Below are 17,944 nucleotides of genomic sequence, written 5' to 3'. Positions count from 1 at the left end.
CGCGGACGCGGCGGCGTCCTGCGGTGGCGATGTCTTCGTCACCGGATGCCTTGAGCTGCTGGTTCTCGGACTCGACGGTGTTGCGCGTGGTCGTGGAAGGTCTCCCACTCCTCGCTTCCATAGTCGAAGGCCTGCTGGGGTGCTTGCATCTCGGTCAGGTCGAACGAGGCGGAGTGCTTCTTGCAGATGGTGTCCAGGAACTCCTCTTCGAGGGTCTCGGGCTCCACCTCGGGGCGGTTCTTCTTGGCCGCGGTGAGCATCATCTCTCGCAGTGGGCAGGTCACCGTCGGGCTGGGGCCGAGGGCGGGGCAGCGGAGCATCGTCTTACCATCGGCCTTGGCCTTCTGCTTCACATGCAGGCGGTAGGCCTTCCGTTCCTCCAGGCGCGCGCGGAACGTCTCGACATCGATCTCCTTGTCGAGGAAGTTCTTCGTTGCGTTCAATAGTGGCGCCGGTGTGCTCGGGCAGTAGACATCGCCTTCGACGAAAAGCCCACCATGCTGGCCGCCCTTCACACCGACGCGGTCGGAACGGTAGTCGGTGGACGGGGTGAAGCCGGTCTTCAGGGCTGGCTTGAGAAGTCGGAACGGCTTGGCGTTGGCCCAGTACTGCTTGTCCGCGTCGGCGATCCCAGGTGCGAGTTCGAAACTTGCTGCTGCTTCGAGGAGACGCGCGGCTTCCTCCGCTACCTCCATGTTCGGGATGCTCAGCGAGGCCGCGACGACGAGGCTAGGGAACCGCTTCGAGCCTGGCTGTTCGGCATCGACTCGGACGGCGAGGTTCGCCACCCAGCCCCAGTCGTAGTTCGCCCACTCGCCTCGCCCGGGCGCGGTCTGGTCGACCTGACCCTTCTCGTTGTCGACTCGCTCGCCCTTGCCGCTCTTCACATGCCATCCGGCGAACGCGTCGACGGGGCCGGGGCTCATCTCACCGAGGTTTGCGGTGCGCTCCGCCTTGACTTTGCTTGCGAGGTTGACTTTGCTTGCGAGGTTCTTCCGACTGTATCCCTTGGTGGTGGGGGTGCCGATGTAGGTCTGGTCGAAGGAAACATCCAGCTGCTTCGTCGCCCGACGGACGGCCCGCGGCTGCGCCATGAATGTCATGCGAATGAACAGTCGGGTGTACTCGTCGAGACGCGCCTTGTACTTTTCCGCGCGCTGCTCGTCGTGGTTTCGGAGGATTTCCTGAATCTGTGTGTAGGTCTTGGCGGTGTAAAGCTCCTGGGGGTACGGGTCCATCAGCTTCTTCATCCTGTGGAACGCACGGATCGTGTTCGTGTACCACTTCTTTGCAGTGGCGACATGGGTGGCGAAGCTCACGGGCGACTCGGGGAGGTCGAGAAGTTCGCGGGACTGTGCGGACAGCCGGTGCTGCAGCACATAGGCGGCACGCCGGATATGCAGCGGGGCTCCTTCGTGGGCCAGGAGCAGGAGAGCGGTGAGCACGGCACGGATGGAGATCATTGCGGGCCGACCGCCCATCCCGTCGGGGTTGGAGTCTTCCGCCGCCCAGCGGTCGAGCTGCTCGAGAATCCCGGACTGCCGCACGCGAGTTTCGATCAGCGCGACGGTGACATCGTCGAATTGCTGAAGGTTGCGGCCACGGCCGAGGATCTCACGCTCCGTGATCCCGCACTCGCTCTCGCCAGGTGCACCGTAGTAGTCGACGTCGGTGGAGATCATCGCGCGACCTCCGCTCCGACGAGCTGAGCTGTGAAGTCGGTGACGTCGAGCGCGTTCGCGTGCTCGTAGTACCTCACAAGCGACTCGTAGTGGTCGAAGCCGGCGATATCCCGCAGGACCTGGAGGGGGACGTGGTTGTTGATGTGGTGCACGAGCCAGGCGGCGCGAAGGGCGGCAGGGGTGGGGCGTACCGGGGCTGGATGGTCGGTCAGGAAGGTCTGGATGGTGCGAGGCGGGTACTCTTCGAAGCGGTGCCCGCGGAACAGCGGTTCGCTAGTGTGCTCGCGGCCTTCGATACTGCGCAGCAGCACACGTGCCCACGCGTGTCGCACGGGAACGCGGCGGGGGTGCGCGCCGACGACGTTGATGAACACGACGTCGCCGTCGCGGTCGATGTCGCTGACACGCGCATCAACGATCTCTGCCGCGGTCATGCCCGCGCCTCCGGCGAGGCCGAGGAGGGCCTGTGCGTTCTGCCGCTTCTTGATGGTTGTGAGCGAGTTCGCCCAGCTGTGCATCGTGGCGATCTGCTTGGTCGTGAACGGGGCGCGAACATTGCCGCCGGGGAGCGGCAGGGCCACGAGATCGGCGTCGGCGAGTTCGCGGCCGACCTTCACGAGTTGGCGGGAAACGCCCCACCGGTGTGACACGGACCGGTTGGTGTGAGCGGACGCGAGGTACCGGTCGATGTTGAGCTGCGTGTAGACGCGCTCGATGGACAGGTCGGTGCCAGTGCGCGACCAGACCCATATGTGGAAGCGGGCGGTCATGGTCACCAGCCGGCGGGTGCCGTCGTACGTGCTGGGGAGCATCGCGGCGGCCGTCGCGATGGTGAAGGACCGTACCGCGTCCCATGCGCCTTTCTCGCACGCATCGTTCGGCCGATACCCGAGCATGATGCGCCATGCGAACTCCGGGATCTGCGGGCTGGACTTGCGGAGTTCAGCGAACTGGGTGGGAATGTCGGTGAGTCGGTGTTTCGGGGTCATGCAGCGCATGTACGCGGCGCGGACGAAAAGCTCGCGTGCGGCGTGTCGCGCCCGACACAACACCGGGCACCTTCCCTACTCAGCCCGACTGTCGGGCATCGCCTTCCGCGGCGGATTCGGTGCTCGTGTAGGAAGGAACTTCGTGACCCGGTCGAGCGCGGCCAGGTTCTCCAACCCGGCAATCCGCAGCAGTTCGCCGGGCGGCGTTCCGGACTGCAGGTGGGTCAGCATCCACGTCGTGCGCATTCGTGCTGGCCGCACGTCCAGCTCCGTCGTGTGCCCGCGGTGCAGGAAGTCGGTAACTTGTCCGGGCCGAACGCCGGTACGGCCGCGCCGGAACAGCCAGTCGTCTAGTGCGGCCCCACGTACCGCCTCCCGAAGCCCCGTCTCCCACGCAGGAAGGACCGGGACCAGGCGTGGCCGCCGATCCCACACCAGCACATGCACGCTGTCATGCCGTACGTCCACGTCGCTGACGCGAAGGGCCAGGAGTTCGCGTGTTGCCAATCCCGCCCCGAACCCTAGCGCGAGCAAGACGGATGCATCTTGGCGGCGCGTGCTGCTTCCCTGGCCACTTGCCCAGCTGCGCAGGGCTGCCACCTCCGACGGGGCATACGGGGGAGTGGGCTCGGATCGTGTGATGGGGAACGGCTGCTCGGAGGGCGGCGTGACGGCATCGACGATGGCGAACAGCATCGACCGGTACGTTGCGCGACTACCGCGGGTATATGCGGTCATTCCACGGTGAACAAATTCCTCGACGACGCGCCGACGGAAGATGCGGCCCACCTCCAGGTCCAGACCTTTGGTCTGCCACGCCCACAGCACGAACGCTGCCGCAACCGGATACAGTGCCCGCGGCTCACGCCCCGTGAGCCGCACTGTCCTGGACACCGCGGCCACAACGACCGGCTCTAGCGCGTTCCAGTACGGCGCGGCCTTGATCGGCACGAATCGGGCAGCGACGATATTAGCCGGCTCGTCCCTGACCTCGTCGCCGCGGTCATGCGCTGTCACGGCGCGGTCCTTCTGGGCGCGGTCCTTCTGCGTGCGGATGAGCAGGAGATACGGCGCTCTTGATGCTGATGACGGCCGCAGTGCTACGGCGCGTGAACGTCACACCGGGAACCTTCCGGTCGATGAGCAGCACCATCGGAACGCCGACTCGGCACGTCGCGACGGTGAGTATCGTCGCCGGCGCGGGATCGATGACGACGCGGACGCTAGGGCCGACCTCCTCGGTCCTCGTGACCAGGCGCTGATCCATATCCAAGTGGTGCGTCGCGCCGTCCTCGGTTGCGACGACGAAAACGCCCTCCGTCTCGTCCTGCAGGCGATCCAGTGAGTCATCGTGAGGCGCCATGGGACCTCCGTTCGCGTGACCGTAACGCTACGAGAGCCCGGCGCACTGGCTCCGCCGACTCAGGGACAAACGCGCCGGCACGCCGAGTGGTCACCGCCGGAACACCGGCTGCGCATAGGTGCATGTGGACGCACCCTCGCGCCCCGAAAGGACCAGCGTGCCCGCCCCGAGCCACGAAGAACTCCACGCCCAAGCCGTTGCCCTGTGGCGTTCAACCCAGCCGAACGATCCCGCCGCCATGATCTACGCCGACGCGGTCACGACGCTGTTCGCCGGCGGGCCTGTGAGGCAGCGGCGTGCGACGAAATGGATCACGACGCTCCACCGATATGAGGACCACTGGTGGGAGATCGGGCAGGCACCGCGGGAGAACACCCGAGACCGATCCACACTGCCCGACGGGGAACGCAACCTCGGCGAGTGGGCCCGGTACCAGCGTCGCTTCGAAGATCAGCTCAACGGCTACCAGCGTGCACGCCTGGACGTGTCACCCGCGTTCGAGTGGGACCCGCTCGAGGCCCTTTGGCGAGGGCGGTTCACCGCGTGTGTGACGTTCGTGCAGATCAACGGGCGACTTCCCAGGCTGCACGCCGACGACCGCGAAGAGTTCGCACTGGCGCGCTGGCTGGGCCGCCAGTTACACCGGCTTCAATCGGGCAGGCTGGATCAGAAGCGCGCACACGAACTGCACCACTTGCTTCGGATCAGCCGGCGCCTCTGACATCGTCGCTCGCTCCGCGCACCGCCGCGCCCGAGTAGGCAACAGGCAGAGTTGTGAAGACTTGAACGCCTCAGAATCTTTCCCGCGACACGCCGCGACACGCCGAGGAGCGTTCTCCACATGAAATAGCATTTAGCAAACCACGCCGACTGCTCCGTCTGTGGATAACCCTTGCATAGGCGTCGAGAATGCCGGAATCCTGCGGAAGCGGGGCCGCTAAGTTGCCCTGCCCGCTGTGGATGAAACGGTGTAAAAGCTGTGTAGAGCCTGTTGAGAACGGCGAGAAACTACTCGGATGTAACTACTATCCCTAGTGGTCGGTCGCAATGTCCGTCCCCATATGTACCATTGAGGTGTAGGAAGCACGACAAGCCCGAGAAGGCCTCGGGTCGAGCCGAGGGTCTCAGGCTTGCGAGCGTCAACTTTGGACGGTGTGACGTTCTCAAGCTTAGACCCAAATGCGGGTTAGGTCACCATTGACTCGACTCCGGCTCTAGTTCTTCCTCGCTCGTAGGAACGGAGCCAGTGATGGTTTCTAAGTTGGTGCCCGGAGACAAGGCCCCGCGTTCGGGGCAGTATGTGCAGGTCGGCCCGCGTGGCGGACACGGCGCAGAGCGCACGGTGACACGCGGGGAGCCGATGCCCCCGACGCCGAAGCCGAACATGAGCTACAAGCTCGTGGACGCGACGAAGCACGGGAAGCGCTGATGGTCGTGCGACGGGTCAATGGCCCGTTCACCATCACATGCCGCCACTGTGGCGCGAAGTACGGCCCGTTCACTCGGGTTTCTTCGTTCAAGTGCGGTAAGTGCGGCTGGATCGTTCGCATCGGCTGATCTTCGGCACGAAAGGCGGGGGTGCGGCTTCGGCTGCACCCCCGTTCTTCAGGTGAGGCTCCCAATCACCCACTCTCACCCGTCGGTTCAGCAGGCGCGACTAACGCACCGGCTACCGCTGCAAGCCGTCTCATTCCTTCGCGCACCCGGGCGCATTCACTCGACCACCTCCGCGCGGATCGTGCTCGGGCGTAAGGATCGGGCGGGCTGTGACGTCGATTGTGTGGGCCGGCGACGTCGGCGTACGCCGCTACATTGGGGATTGCCCGCCGCCGCCTTAGCTGGTGCGCGCCGTCACGGGCGCAAGGAGAAACCCATGACACCGACCACCAAAGAAGCCCAGCGCGCCGAGCTGCACAAGACGATCTGGCGGATCGCGAACGACCTGCGCGGGTCAGTAGACGGGTGGGACTTCAAATCCTATGTGCTCGGGATGCTGTTCTACCGCTTCATCTCTGAGAACCTCACCGCCTACATCAACAAGGGCGAACACGACGCCGGCGACAACGGCTTCGACTACACTCGCCTCCCAGACGAGCAGGCCGAGTTCGGGCGTCAGGAGACGGTGGCGGAGAAGGGCTTCTACGTACTCCCGTCAGAACTGTTCCAGAACGTGCGCCGTCGCGCACCCCAGGATGAGAACCTGAACGAGACTCTTGAGCGGGTGTTCAAGAACATCGAAGGATCAGCGGTCGGCACCGACAGTGAAGACGACCTTAAGGGCCTGTTCGATGACCTCGACGTAAACAGTTCGAAACTCGGAAACACTGTTGCCCGACGCAACGACAAGCTCGTCAAGCTGCTCGACGCCATCGGCGACCTGCCGCTGGGGAACTTCGAAGACAACGCGATAGACCTGTTCGGCGACGCCTACGAATACCTCATGCAGATGTACGCCTCCCAGGCCGGCAAATCCGGTGGCGAGTACTACACACCCCAAGAAGTCTCCGAAGTCCTCGCCCGCATCACCGTCATGGGCAAGACACGCGTCAACAAGGTCTACGACCCCGCAGCCGGCTCCGGGTCCCTGCTGCTGAAGTTCGCGAAAGTCCTCGGCCGTGACCACGTCGGCGGGTTCTACGGTCAGGAGGTCAACCTGACCACCTACAACCTCGCGCGGATCAACATGTTCCTGCACGACGTCAACTACGAGAAGTTCGATCTCGCCCACGGCGACACGCTCCTCGACCCGCAGCACCGGGACGACGAGCCGTTCGAGGCCATCGTCTCCAACCCGCCCTACTCCATCAAGTGGGAGGGCGACGCCAACCAACTCCTGATCAACGACGACAGATTCGCGCCCGCCGGTGTCCTTGCACCGAAATCGAAGGCCGACCTGGCGTTCACGATGCACATCCTCAGTTCTCTGGCTGTCAACGGCACCGCCGCCATCGTCGAGTTCCCCGGCGTGCTCTACCGCGGAGGAGCGGAGCAGAAGATCCGCAAGTACCTCATCGACAACAACTACGTCGACGCCGTGATCCAGCTGCCACCGGACCTGTTCTTCGGCACAACCATCGCCACATGCATCATCGTGCTCAAGAAGTCCAAGGCCGACAACGCTGTGCTCTTCATAGACGCGTCGGCCGAGTTCAAGCGAGTCGGCAATAAGAACAAGCTGATGCCAGGCGACCAGCAGAGGATCCTCGACGCGCTGGAGAACCGAGCGGACGAAGCTCACTTCGCCACGCTCGTGCCCAATGAAGACATCGCCACCAAGGCGTACAACATTGCGGTGTCGTCGTACGTAGAAGCTGAGGACACTCGCGAACAAATCGACATCACCGCGCTGAACGCGGAAATCGCCCGCATCGTCATCCGACAGGCCGAATTGCGTACGTCTATCGAGACTATCGTTGCGGATCTGGAAGGCGCGTGATGAGCCGCATCGATGATCTGATCGCGGAGTTTGCTCCGCACGGGGTGAGGTTTAGAGAGCTCGGCGAAGTTTTGGGAAACCGGGACAGTCGGCGTAAGCCGGTCACTCGCTCGGTCAGGGTTGCTGGCGACTACCCGTACTACGGGGCTAATGGCATCCAAGACTACGTTGCCGAGTACATCTTTGAAGGCACATTCTTACTAATGGGTGAAGACGGGAGCGTCATCCAGAAGGACGGTACGCCTGTTCTGAACTGGGCAAGCGGAAAGATTTGGGTGAATAACCACGCCCACGTGCTCGTACCGCGGGACAGTTCGATTGACTTGCGCTTCATGTACTTCTACCTGCAAACGGTGGACATCACGGCCTACGTGACTGGAGGAACACAACCCAAGCTCAATCAGCGCAACCTTAACCGCATTCCCGTGGCGGTCCCGCCTCTCGAGGTGCAGCGGGAGATTGTGAGAATCCTGGATCAGTTCACTCAGCTGGAGGCGGAGTTAGAGGCGGAGTTAGAGGCGGAGTTAGAGGCACGTCAACAGCAATATGCGCACTATCGGGATGACCTGCTTTCCTTTGATGACTCGGTCGCCAGGATCGCGATGGGTGAGGTCATCGAGGACTTGAGAACAGGCCTCAATCCTCGCCAGAACTTCAAGCTGAACGCGCCCGGCGCGAAGAACTTCTACATCACGGTTCGTGAGCTCGCCGGGTTCACGCTGCGTCCGACGGAGAGAACTGATCGTGTTGATGATGCCGGATTGGCTCGCATCCAAGCGCGATCTCACTTGAAAGCTGGCGACGTCCTGTTTTCAGGCACTGGAACGATTGGACGGACGGCATTGGTCGCCGAGGAACCCACTGATTGGAACATCAAGGAAGGTGTCTACGCACTGACGCCGAGGCAGGGCATCATCCGGTCTCGGTTCCTGATCCATCTGTTGCGCTCTAGAGATACTCGCCGGCGCATCCTGGCTTCGGCTGATGGATCAACGGTCGCGAGCGTCTCCATGGCCTCGCTTCGACGTGTACTTCTGCCGGTGCCAAGCCTCGAAGAGCAAGATCGACGTGTCTCACTATTGGATAGCTTCGAGACACTCACCAACGATCTCAGTATCGGACTCCCCGCTGAGATCGCAGCTCGCCGTAAGCAGTACGAGTACTACCGTGACAAGCTGCTGACCTTCAAGGAGGCTGTCTAGATGACGAGCATTCACGGCACAGTCGCGAGCTTGGCCGACGAGGTAGTGCAAGGCCTCGCCGACTCGCGTAGCGCCCTGATTTACGCTCCGAACACAATCGGTAAGACTCGGCTCGCTCAGCATCTTAAGGAACGCGATCCGGAGGGCGTAGTTCTCTACAACTCCTTTGTTGAGGACGTATTCACCTGGGACAATGAGCGAGTCGTGCTCAAGATGAACTTGGCGTCGGAGCTATTAAAAACTATCGTGACTCAGGGTCTTGACAGTGCGATCATCGATAATTTCCAAGCTTTCACGGGCGGCAGAATCGAACCGAGGCTTGACTTCGAAAGCGGGGAGGTTAGCTTTGGAATACACAAGGGTGACGACAGCTCCACGGACGATATCAAGATATCGCGCGCAGAAGAGAGCATATTCGTTTGGAGCGTCTACTACTCTGTTTTGAGTGAAGCAATTGAAACGCATCGTGATAGCCCCGAGCTGCGTTCAACGTCTGACTATGACCAGCTAACGCTTGCGGTCATAGACGACCCAGTTTCATCTATGGACGATGTGCGCATCGTGTCGGTGGCGCTCGCGTTATCGGACCTTATTAAGCGCGCGTCGCAGATCGATTTGAAATTCGTGATCTCGACTCACCACGCTCTCTTCTTTAATGTTCTGTTCACCTCGCTCCGTCGGAAGAGTGACCGAGCCTACGTTCTTGCGCGGGGGCGAGACGCAGGGTGGACACTTGCTAAACAGCCGAAGGACTCGCCTTTCAGCTATCACCTCGGCATTATCGAAGATATTCAAGAAGCGATCTCCGCGAATGCGATTGATCGAGCCCACTTCAATCAGTTCCGAGCACTGCTCGAGAAGACGGCCAACTTTCTCGGATACACAGGCGGTTGGGGCGATCTGCTCGTCGGACCAAATGCCGCCCTGGTGACGAAGGTACTTAATCTGTACAGCCACGACCGATTCTCTGATATCGATGCTTACGACGTGGCCGAAGAGTACAAAGAAGCTTTTGGCGGCGAGTTTCAGGAGTTCCTGAAGACGTTCAGATGGGCGGCCGCCGAATGAGTAGTACTGCTCGACCAAAGTATGACCCCATCGCCGTGTCGTCTGAGAGCACGGTCGTTGCTGAGTACATCCCTGATATGGCGGGTGCTGGTTCGTATCAGTCCGAGTCTGCGCTTGAGCAGGAGCTGATCCGGGTCCTGAAGTCGCAGGCATACGAATATCTGCCGGTCACGTCCGAGGCGCAGATGGTCGCGAACCTGCGCACCCAGCTGGAAGCACTGAACCAGATCACGTTCTCCGACACGGAGTGGGCGGAGTTCTTCGAGACGAAAATCGCTGGCAAGAACGACGGCATCGTCGAGAAGACTGTGCGCGTTCATGAGGATCACGTCCAGCTTCTGAAGCGTGATGACGGGTCTACCAAGAACATCATGTTGCTGGACAAGCAGAACATTCACAACAACCGTCTGCAGGTCATCAATCAGTACGAGATCGGCCACGGTGAGGGCGGCGCCACGTACGCGAACCGCTATGACGTGACGGTGCTCGTCAACGGTCTGCCGATGGTGCATATCGAACTGAAGAGGCGCGGTGTGGATATCCGGGAGGCGTTCAACCAGATCGACCGGTACCAGCGGGATAGCTTCTGGGCCGGTTCGGGCCTGTTCCAGTATGTGCAACTGTTCGTGATCAGCAACGGCACGCTGACGAAGTACTACTCGAACACGACGCGCAGCCACCACATCATCGAGGGCAAGAAGCAGACCAAGGGGCGGAAGACGTCGAACTCGTTCGAGTTCACGTCGTGGTGGGCGGATGCGCAGAACAAGCCGATCCAGGACCTGACCTCGTTCGCGAAGACATTCTTCGCCAAGCACACGCTGCTGAATATCCTGACCCGTTACTGCGTGCTCACCGCTGACCGGTTGCTGCTGGTGATGCGCCCGTATCAGATCGTCGCGACGGAGCGGATTCTGCAGCGGATCGACATTTCCACGAACTACAAACGTCTCGGCACGGTCGCCGCGGGCGGGTATGTGTGGCACACGACCGGGTCTGGGAAGACCTTGACGAGTTTCAAGACCGCGCAGTTGGCGTCGAAGCTGTCCAGCGTGGACAAGGTGCTGTTCGTCGTGGACCGCAAGGACCTCGATTATCAGACGATGCGAGAGTACGACCGTTTCGAGAAGGGGGCGGCGAACTCGAACACGTCGACGGCGGTGTTGAAGAAGCAGCTCGAGGACCCGGGTGCGCGGATCATCATCACGACGATCCAGAAGCTGTCTCACTTCGTCCGCGCCAACAAGGGCCACGAGATCTACTCGGGCCATGTCGTGGTCATCTTCGATGAGTGTCACCGGTCGCAGTTCGGCGACATGCACACGGACATCACCCGGGCGTTCAAGCGGTACAACCTGTTCGGGTTCACGGGGACTCCGATCTTCGCTGCCAACGCCGGCAGTGGTGGTAACCCGGGGTTGAAGACCACGGAGCAGGCGTTCGGGGACAAGCTGCATACGTACACGATTGTCGATGCGATCTCCGACAAGAACGTGCTGCCGTTCCGGATCGACTACGTCAACACCGTCAAGGTCGGTGCAGTGGTCGACAAGCAGGTGTCGGCCATCGACACGGAGAAGGCGCTGCTGGCGTCGGAGCGCATCAGCCAGGTCGTCGAGTACACGCTTGAGCACTTCGACCAGAAGACCAAACGCACCGCCGGATACACCCTCGACGGCAAACGGGTGCGCGGCTTCAACGCCATCTTCGCCACCGCGTCGATTGATGCCGCACGCCGGTACTACAACCACTTCCAGATCCAGCAGGCGGAGCTCCCGGAGGACCGTCGCCTCAAGATCGGGCTGATCTACTCGTACGGGGCCAACGACGCCAGTGACGACGGCATCCTCGATGATGAAGCGTTCGACACGGATGCGTTGAGCGCGGACGCCCGTGGATTCCTGGAGGATGCCATCCAGGATTACAACGACATCTTCGGTACGAGCTTCGACACCACGTCGGACCGGTTCCAGAACTACTACAAGGACCTCTCGCAACGGTTGAAGAACCGCGACCTGGACCTGGTGATCGTCGTGAACATGTTCCTCACCGGGTTCGACGCGACCACGCTGAACACGTTGTTCGTGGACAAGAACCTCCGAGCGCACGGCCTGATTCAGGCATACTCGCGCACCAACCGCATCCTCAACTCCGTCAAGACCTACGGCAACATCGTCGCGTTTCGTGACCTGGAAGAAGAGACCAACGCCGCCCTGGAGCTGTTCGGCAATAAGGACGCCCGTGGTGTCGTGCTCCTCAAACCGTACGGCGAGTACTACGGCGAATACGCCGAGAAGGTCCAGGAGCTGCTCGCGTCGTTCCCTCTGGGACAGCAGATCGTGGGGGAGGAGTCGCAGAAGGCGTTCATCCAGCTGTTCGGGCAGATCCTGCGGCTGGAGAACATTCTCACCGCGTTCGATGACTTCGCCGGGCACGAGAAGCTCACTGACCGGCAGGGGCAGGACTACCGCAGCGTCTACCTGAACCTGTATGCCGAGTTCCGCAAAGACTGGGCCGCCGAGAAGGAACTCATCAACGACGATGTCGTGTTCGAGATCGAGCTGATCAAACAGGTCGAGATCAACGTCGATTACATCCTCATGCTCGTGCAGAAGTACCGGGCGGAGCACGGCGACGGGGAGGACAAGGAGATCCGCTCTGAGATCTCCCGTGCCATCGATGCCAGCCCGACATTGCGCAACAAGAAGGACCTCATCGAAGCGTTCGTAGACTCCGTCTCCGTCGACGGATCCATCGACGAGGAGTGGCAAGCGTTCATCGCCGCCAAACGGGAGGCGGAGCTGGAAGCGATCATCGAGGACGAGAGCCTCCGGGCGGAGGCGACCCGGGAGTTCATGGGGACCGCGTTCCGTGACGGAATCCTCCGCACGACGGGCACCGCAATTACCGACGTGCTCCCACCTGCCAGCCGTTTCGCCGCGGACGGCGGCCATGGGGAGAAGAAGCAGCGTGTGATCGCGAAGCTCGGCGCGTTCTTTGAACGGTTCTTTGACCTCGGCCGCGGAGCTGGCGACTAGGGATGTGCTGGCGTCGGTTGAACGGGTGGGCAACAGCCGTGTAAACGCCGGCAACGAACGCCGCGGCAGGGTGGGGGCCAAAGGCTTGTCGTCATCGACTGGTGCTCTTGAGCTAAGAACACCGGTCGCCGCCGGGATATCTGCGGTCGTTCTCGTTGAGCGAACGTAGTGGCGCAGTAGGTTGACGGGTGGAGGGCTCAGTGGCATCGGACTTTACGCGCAACATCACCAGGATCGAGGCGCAGCTCACGGCAGAAGCTGACAGCAGCAGCTTTCTTGCCGGCGGCCAACTGGAATGGACGTGGGCGGTGGCCATGCCATATCGGGTGCTCGCTGACCCGTACGGGATGGGCGTCATGCCGCTGTCGCCCGCTGACACGGTTCGGCGCAACGAACATGGCTTCTCAGAGGGCAACTTCGAGCATGGTCTGGGCTACTTCGCCGCTCTCCAGTCGTTTCTCACCTATTCGTTCGGGTGGACTCGTCGTGACCGGGGTCTGCTCTGGTGGTACGACCACGGCCAGCCAGTGGAGGACTCCCGATTCGCGCTGTTGAAAGCCGTCTGGGACGCCGATGGCATGTTGCTCCGCTACCTCGCCTGGTGCGTGGAGCGCGCTTCACATGCCCCATCCTCACGGTGGCTCGGCGAACCGCTGCACCGGTGGGCGTCAAAGGTGGACCACCGGCCGGTCGTTCTGTCTCCTTCTTGGCGCGACCGGCTAACTCGAGAGGCTGCGGCCGCAGAGTCAGACGATCTCTGCACCACACCCTGGGGCAAGCACCTTGAACATGGCGACCACATTGGGGCGCCCTCCGGTTGGGATTGGGCCGGATACGGGGGAACCGCGACGGCTCCGCGCGAGATGGATGGTGCCGCGCGACTGGTGGGAGTGGACGCCTACAGGCGACGCGCGATTCTTGTCACTGACTTCGTCGGCGGCTGGTACGAAGCCCTCGCTGAGCTCGGTGCGGAGTTGCCGCCACTCGACACGGGCAGAAGCTGGCGAATCGACGTCTTCGTAAAGCCGATTGGTTACCTGGGCGAATACCGACGGTCACGGGCCACTGGACTGTGGTTCGCCGGACGGCACCGATACCACACGGTCGGAAACTGAACGCGCGCAACTGACCCGCGAGAGTTCCGCAGGGCCTCAGCAGCATCGACGTTGGCTACGCCGCGTCACGAGTGGCTGTCCGACCCGCAGCACAACGATGTCGCGGGATCGGTTGTCTGCGACCACCGATCAACGGAATCGTCGAGACCGTCAGATTAATCGAGCCCCGGCGCCGGCCGCGCCGGCTGGACGGAGACTTCGATGATGATGCCACACCGGACGAACTGTCTGCCCATTGTTTACCAGCCTCGAGTGCCGGCCACTGGCGGTGCACCCTGGAGACGGCGGCCGTGACCGACCAGGACCCGTCAGCAGGTCATAAAGCGACACAGCCGCCACTGACCGAGCAATCAGAGCCGGGCAGCTACCTGGTTATCACCGCGTCGCGCACCCTCTATCACGTGCAATTGGTCACCCGCGACCAGCCCCCGACCATCACCCGATATCCATCTCAGAACTCGCTGCTGCTCGACGGCAAACCGCTGACCGGCGTACGCAGCTTCTCCTTCGACACGAAGACGGGACTCGGCCAAGTCGACTGGTGGAAGGAGAACACCGCCGATTACGACCAACCCGACCGTCCATACTTCGGGACAGTGCGCGCCACCAGCCGCGTCATGCTCATCCTCCAGGTCGGCACCGCATTCGAACATGAGCCGGCATCCTCGAGCCGCACCCAGCACACGGAACACGTTGACGCCCTGCTCGCCGGGCTCCGCACAGCATTGGCAAGCGTCGATCCGGACGAGGACTTTGTTGACCTGTTGACCCTGCTCGAGCGGCGTGGACGTGAGCCGGGATCCGGCGTGGGGACGGATGCGGGGCCAGTCGGACATGCCGGGCGAGACTGATGGCGTGCAATGACGCACCGGTCCCTCTGATGGATGTTGTCGCGGAGACTCGCCAACTGCTGGAGGATCTCGATGACGTGCCCTGGCCGCAGATGGACGTTCTGTTCTACATGCGTGGCTACGACGAGCTTCACCTCGCACTGGAGCGATTGCTGGATGCCATCACACGAGAACACCGGGACCCGTAACGGGACTCTCGCCGCCCGCTCTTGCGCCAGCCGCGGGAGGTGGCGATGACGACGCTTTTCGCGGTTCGCAGCATCCACACTCTTACCATCGTCGATGTCGCCGCTCGCACGATGCTATCTGCGCCCCTTACCGTTACGCCCACCCGCCAGCCTGCATGGGAGTCGGTGAACCTGGAGCTTGAGGGACCCCCGGGCGCTCCCGCACGCGCGCTCACTGATGCCACCGTCCTCGATGACATCGCCTTCACCGGCGGCGTGCTCAGGCGGACAGGAGAAGCCGATGGCGACGTTGTCCTGTGGGTCGTGCCCGTGCGCACCTACGAGCATCATCCTGCTCACGCCGACATGGTGCTCGCGGGCGGCTACGTGTTCATTCACGGACCATCGGGCTCGCACTATCGCATGCAGCCACACGGAAGAAATGCCCGAGCGCGCCGGTTGGGTGACGACCTCGACAACCTTCGGGGTGACGCGCCATTGTTCGCGTTCCAATGCCCGCGGGGACTCGCGTCGGCCATCATCTCCGCTGGGGACCCGGTGACCAGTCGCCGGCCCTCGAGAGCCGAGCGGCGCGTCACGCTCCTACTGACGGCGTCTGGTTCCATTCACGCCATCACCCGCGGCGGTCAATGGAAGAAGCTCACTTCGCAGAAGGGCAGCATCCCGGCCGGGTGGGGTGCGTGGCGCACAGCACGGGTGACTCGCATTCCGTCCAACGCTGCCGACGCGCGCACAAGAGTCGTGGAGGCGTTACAGCAGCGGGATGCGGGCGGAGGCCTCGCAGGCATCCGTCCCGGGGACCACGTCTACCTCTCGACCGATAACGAGTGGACCGTCACAAGTCGCGTGGTTCGAGTCGTCTCTGGGGCCTTCATGGATGAAGTCTCCGGTGCGGAGGACGACGTGTTCGTGTTGGCAGCGGCTGATGCGGCATGGGTCCTCGAGAAGGGAATGCTCATGCGCATGCCCGACGGTGAGGTCAGTCGGGCGCCGCGGTTTCTCGCGGTGGGTGACCAGCTCGCGGATTCTGTCATCACACACGTGACACGGGTGGACAAGGAGTGAGCCACTCGTGCAGGACTGTGGGGCTGGAGGCGGCCCAGGGAGGCGCAACAACGGACAGACGGCCCCGAGACGTCGGTAAACGTCTTCGGGTGGGCCATCGCGCATATCGAAGACGCGTCGTCGGCGGCGTGTCGCGTCGAGGCGGCAGAGCTGCACCGAGATAGTGAACGAGGAGCAGAGCTTGGGGGAGCTATGCAGGTTCATGTCAGTCTCGGTGGGGGCCGAGTACGCATCGAGCGCGATGCACTCGTTGCGTTGCTGGACAACTCCGTCGCGAACGACCGAGCTGCATACCGGCATGCTCTCGAGAGCGGCGAGATCAACTACACCGACCTCGTGGACGTTGCGCGTGGGGGGAACATTCCGGTCCCGCTCTTCTTTGCGCCGACGGCCGTTATCGAGTCTCAACTTGAGCTTAAGAGGCGGAAGCTCCTCAACGGCCTCACCAAGATCTCGTTCTCACTGAACGCTCGCGATCCGGTCAAACTGAGGGACATCGAGCTGATTCTCAAGGACCTGATCCGCAAGCAGCAGCTGCTGAAGAAGCATGACCCGACGCTGGCGAAGAATGCCATCGTTGGATCACTTTCCAGACGTGGAAGGAGCGTCGAGGCAGACGCTGCACGCCTCGTGGAGATGCTCGGCATCACACCGGAGACGATTCGCGAGGCGCCGAAAAAGGACACGGCGGTGGACCGGCTCATCCTGCGGCTGGAGAAGAACCAGGTGCTCGTTTCGCAGAGTCAGCGCCTCTTCATGCCGCAGCGTCTGCACGGGCTCCACTTCAGCGGGATGACAGTCAAGGACGCGAAGGTGCCCTACATCTTCCTTCCCAGCGGCGACGAAGGCGAACGCATCTCACCCGCGGGGCGCCGCACCTTCACCCTCACGCTGCTGACAGTGCTGGTGGCGCGCGGCATCTTCGCGCCCGTGAACTACGACAGCACAGCAGCGGCAACCACCGGCAAGTACGAGTACGACCTTGCTGCCCAGATTCTCATGCCCGCAGCGGAGTTCAAGAGGTTCCGCCCACGCACGCGTGCCGACTTCGAGGCTGTGGCGGACGAGTTCAGGGTCACCCCGAGCGCCGCAATCGTTCGAGCCCTCCGCCTGGACCTCATCGACAATGACACTGCCGGGGCGCATTTGGCCGAGCTGCGAGCGGAGTTCGCCAAGCAACCCAAACAGCGGCGCAACACCAGCAAGCCGGTCAACGCGGTGCGCAAGTACAACGGCCGCGAACTGTCCCGACGCATGTTGAGAGCCCTCGATGAAGGAAGACTCTCGGTCGGTGACTTCTGCCGTGAGGTGTGCCTCAACAACCTCGCCCCGAGCGACATCGAACAGTTCCGGCGAGGCTTGCGATGAACGAGACCTTCTACCTCGTCGACAACAACGTCCTTGGGAAGCTCACCTACGCTCAGCTTGGATCCGCCTTCTTCGCTCAGTACTGTCGAGTGCCGGACGAGGTGCTCCACGAGGCTGGCCCTGCCCGCGCGGCAGCACTCCAGACGGTCCGCTATCCGACGACACCTGATGTGCTGAGGGCCGTACAGACAGTTATGGCAACTGTCCCGGCCAGCGACATCAAGCTGGTCAACCTATACCGCAACAAGGGCACCGCCGATCCCTTCCTCATCGCCTGCGCCCTCGTGGAACAGCAGAACTCAGCCGACATGTTGATCCGGCCAGAGTGGGTGCTCGTCACCGACGACGATGCCGTGCGGAGAAAGGCCGAGGAGTTCAACATCGCCTGGATCTCATCCAATGAGCTTGTGGTGTTGCTTCAGGCAGAGTCGGCCTAGAGGCGGTCGGCGTGGAAGAGTGTCAGGTACCGAAGCATGCTGGGCGAACGAGCCACCTGGTAAGCCCTTGTGGCTCCCTTTGCCGGAGGTGTGCCCCGGGTGAGGACCGTCTGTTCGACATTGCCACGCATTCGCGTTCCCC

At 62.3% G+C, this 17,944-nt stretch carries 14 protein-coding genes; 10 read left to right on the top strand and 4 right to left on the bottom strand.

The features are described 5' to 3' along the window. Nucleotides 1-38: 38 nt before the first annotated feature. From AC3RX0_RS07670 to AC3RX0_RS07655, 4 genes are all read right to left on the bottom strand, one after another. Nucleotides 39-1,682 (bottom strand): hypothetical protein, encoded by a 1,644-nt coding sequence (locus AC3RX0_RS07670; RefSeq protein ID WP_491505322.1) that lies wholly within the window; start codon nt 1,680-1,682, stop codon nt 39-41. After that, nucleotides 1,679-2,671: a tyrosine-type recombinase/integrase gene (locus tag AC3RX0_RS07665; protein WP_491505321.1), complete on the bottom strand. Its 993-nt coding sequence runs from the start codon at nt 2,669-2,671 to the stop codon at nt 1,679-1,681. The genes AC3RX0_RS07670 and AC3RX0_RS07665 overlap by 4 nt, the downstream gene beginning before the upstream one ends. A gap of 75 nt (nt 2,672-2,746) precedes the next feature. Continuing rightward, nucleotides 2,747-3,688, bottom strand: a complete 942-nt coding sequence (locus AC3RX0_RS07660) for a site-specific integrase (RefSeq protein WP_491505320.1) — start codon at nt 3,686-3,688, stop codon at nt 2,747-2,749. Beyond that, nucleotides 3,675-4,034 (bottom strand): hypothetical protein, encoded by a 360-nt coding sequence (locus tag AC3RX0_RS07655; RefSeq protein WP_491505319.1) that lies wholly within the window; start codon nt 4,032-4,034, stop codon nt 3,675-3,677. Before AC3RX0_RS07655 ends, AC3RX0_RS07660 begins: the two co-directional genes overlap by 14 nt. Before the next feature lie 157 nt (nt 4,035-4,191). Between AC3RX0_RS07655 and AC3RX0_RS07650 the strand changes: the two genes are divergently transcribed. The 10 genes from AC3RX0_RS07650 (at nt 4,192) to AC3RX0_RS07605 (ending at nt 17,802) form a co-directional block, all read left to right on the top strand. After that, nucleotides 4,192-4,755: a hypothetical protein gene (locus AC3RX0_RS07650; RefSeq protein WP_491505318.1), complete on the top strand. Its 564-nt coding sequence runs from the start codon at nt 4,192-4,194 to the stop codon at nt 4,753-4,755. Nucleotides 4,756-5,907: 1,152 nt separating this feature from the next. Continuing rightward, nucleotides 5,908-7,470 (top strand): type I restriction-modification system subunit M, encoded by a 1,563-nt coding sequence (locus tag AC3RX0_RS07645; protein WP_491505317.1) that lies wholly within the window; start codon nt 5,908-5,910, stop codon nt 7,468-7,470. Beyond that, entirely contained in the window at nt 7,470-8,672 is a 1,203-nt protein-coding gene (locus AC3RX0_RS07640) for a restriction endonuclease subunit S (RefSeq protein ID WP_491505316.1), read from the top strand. Before AC3RX0_RS07645 ends, AC3RX0_RS07640 begins: the two co-directional genes overlap by 1 nt. Then, entirely contained in the window at nt 8,673-9,740 is a 1,068-nt protein-coding gene (locus tag AC3RX0_RS07635) for a hypothetical protein (protein ID WP_491505315.1), read from the top strand. It abuts the gene before it with no gap. Beyond that, the gene (locus AC3RX0_RS07630) at nt 9,737-12,778 is read left to right on the top strand and encodes a type I restriction endonuclease subunit R (protein ID WP_491505403.1); all 3,042 of its coding nucleotides are present in this window, start codon (nt 9,737-9,739) and stop codon (nt 12,776-12,778) included. Before AC3RX0_RS07635 ends, AC3RX0_RS07630 begins: the two co-directional genes overlap by 4 nt. Nucleotides 12,779-12,978: 200 nt before the next feature. Beyond that, nucleotides 12,979-13,893: a hypothetical protein gene (locus AC3RX0_RS07625; protein WP_491505314.1), complete on the top strand. Its 915-nt coding sequence runs from the start codon at nt 12,979-12,981 to the stop codon at nt 13,891-13,893. 290 nt (nt 13,894-14,183) lie between these two features. Further along, nucleotides 14,184-14,744, top strand: a complete 561-nt coding sequence (locus AC3RX0_RS07620; protein WP_491505313.1) for a hypothetical protein — start codon at nt 14,184-14,186, stop codon at nt 14,742-14,744. Between the two features lie 233 nt (nt 14,745-14,977). After that, on the top strand, nt 14,978-15,997 hold the full coding sequence (locus AC3RX0_RS07615; protein WP_491505312.1) for a hypothetical protein: 1,020 nt from the start codon (nt 14,978-14,980) through the stop codon (nt 15,995-15,997). Nucleotides 15,998-16,189: 192 nt separating this feature from the next. Next, nucleotides 16,190-17,365 carry a hypothetical protein gene (locus tag AC3RX0_RS07610; protein WP_491505311.1) on the top strand — a complete coding sequence of 392 codons (1,176 nt, stop codon included), beginning with the start codon at nt 16,190-16,192 and terminating at the stop codon, nt 17,363-17,365. Then, nucleotides 17,362-17,802 carry a hypothetical protein gene (locus AC3RX0_RS07605; RefSeq protein ID WP_491505310.1) on the top strand — a complete coding sequence of 147 codons (441 nt, stop codon included), beginning with the start codon at nt 17,362-17,364 and terminating at the stop codon, nt 17,800-17,802. The genes AC3RX0_RS07610 and AC3RX0_RS07605 overlap by 4 nt, the downstream gene beginning before the upstream one ends. The last annotated feature ends 142 nt before the right edge of the window (nt 17,803-17,944 follow it).

The sequence above is a fragment of the Microbacterium sp. W1-4-2 genome, assembly GCF_058349885.2.
Note: the sequence above shows the minus strand (reverse complement) of the source record. Positions and strands in the feature narration are given on the sequence as shown.

Coding starts and splice junctions, on each gene's coding strand:
- AC3RX0_RS07670 (WP_491505322.1), bottom strand. CDS start 1,682: ATGATCTCCACCGACGTCGACTACTACGGTGCACCTGGCGAGAGCGAG.
- AC3RX0_RS07665 (WP_491505321.1), bottom strand. CDS start 2,671: ATGACCCCGAAACACCGACTCACCGACATTCCCACCCAGTTCGCTGAA.
- AC3RX0_RS07655 (WP_491505319.1), bottom strand. CDS start 4,034: ATGGCGCCTCACGATGACTCACTGGATCGCCTGCAGGACGAGACGGAG.
- AC3RX0_RS07645 (WP_491505317.1), top strand. CDS start 5,908: ATGACACCGACCACCAAAGAAGCCCAGCGCGCCGAGCTGCACAAGACG.
- AC3RX0_RS07640 (WP_491505316.1), top strand. CDS start 7,470: ATGAGCCGCATCGATGATCTGATCGCGGAGTTTGCTCCGCACGGGGTG.
- AC3RX0_RS07635 (WP_491505315.1), top strand. CDS start 8,673: ATGACGAGCATTCACGGCACAGTCGCGAGCTTGGCCGACGAGGTAGTG.
- AC3RX0_RS07630 (WP_491505403.1), top strand. CDS start 9,737: ATGAGTAGTACTGCTCGACCAAAGTATGACCCCATCGCCGTGTCGTCT.
- AC3RX0_RS07615 (WP_491505312.1), top strand. CDS start 14,978: ATGACGACGCTTTTCGCGGTTCGCAGCATCCACACTCTTACCATCGTC.
- AC3RX0_RS07610 (WP_491505311.1), top strand. CDS start 16,190: ATGCAGGTTCATGTCAGTCTCGGTGGGGGCCGAGTACGCATCGAGCGC.
- AC3RX0_RS07605 (WP_491505310.1), top strand. CDS start 17,362: ATGAACGAGACCTTCTACCTCGTCGACAACAACGTCCTTGGGAAGCTC.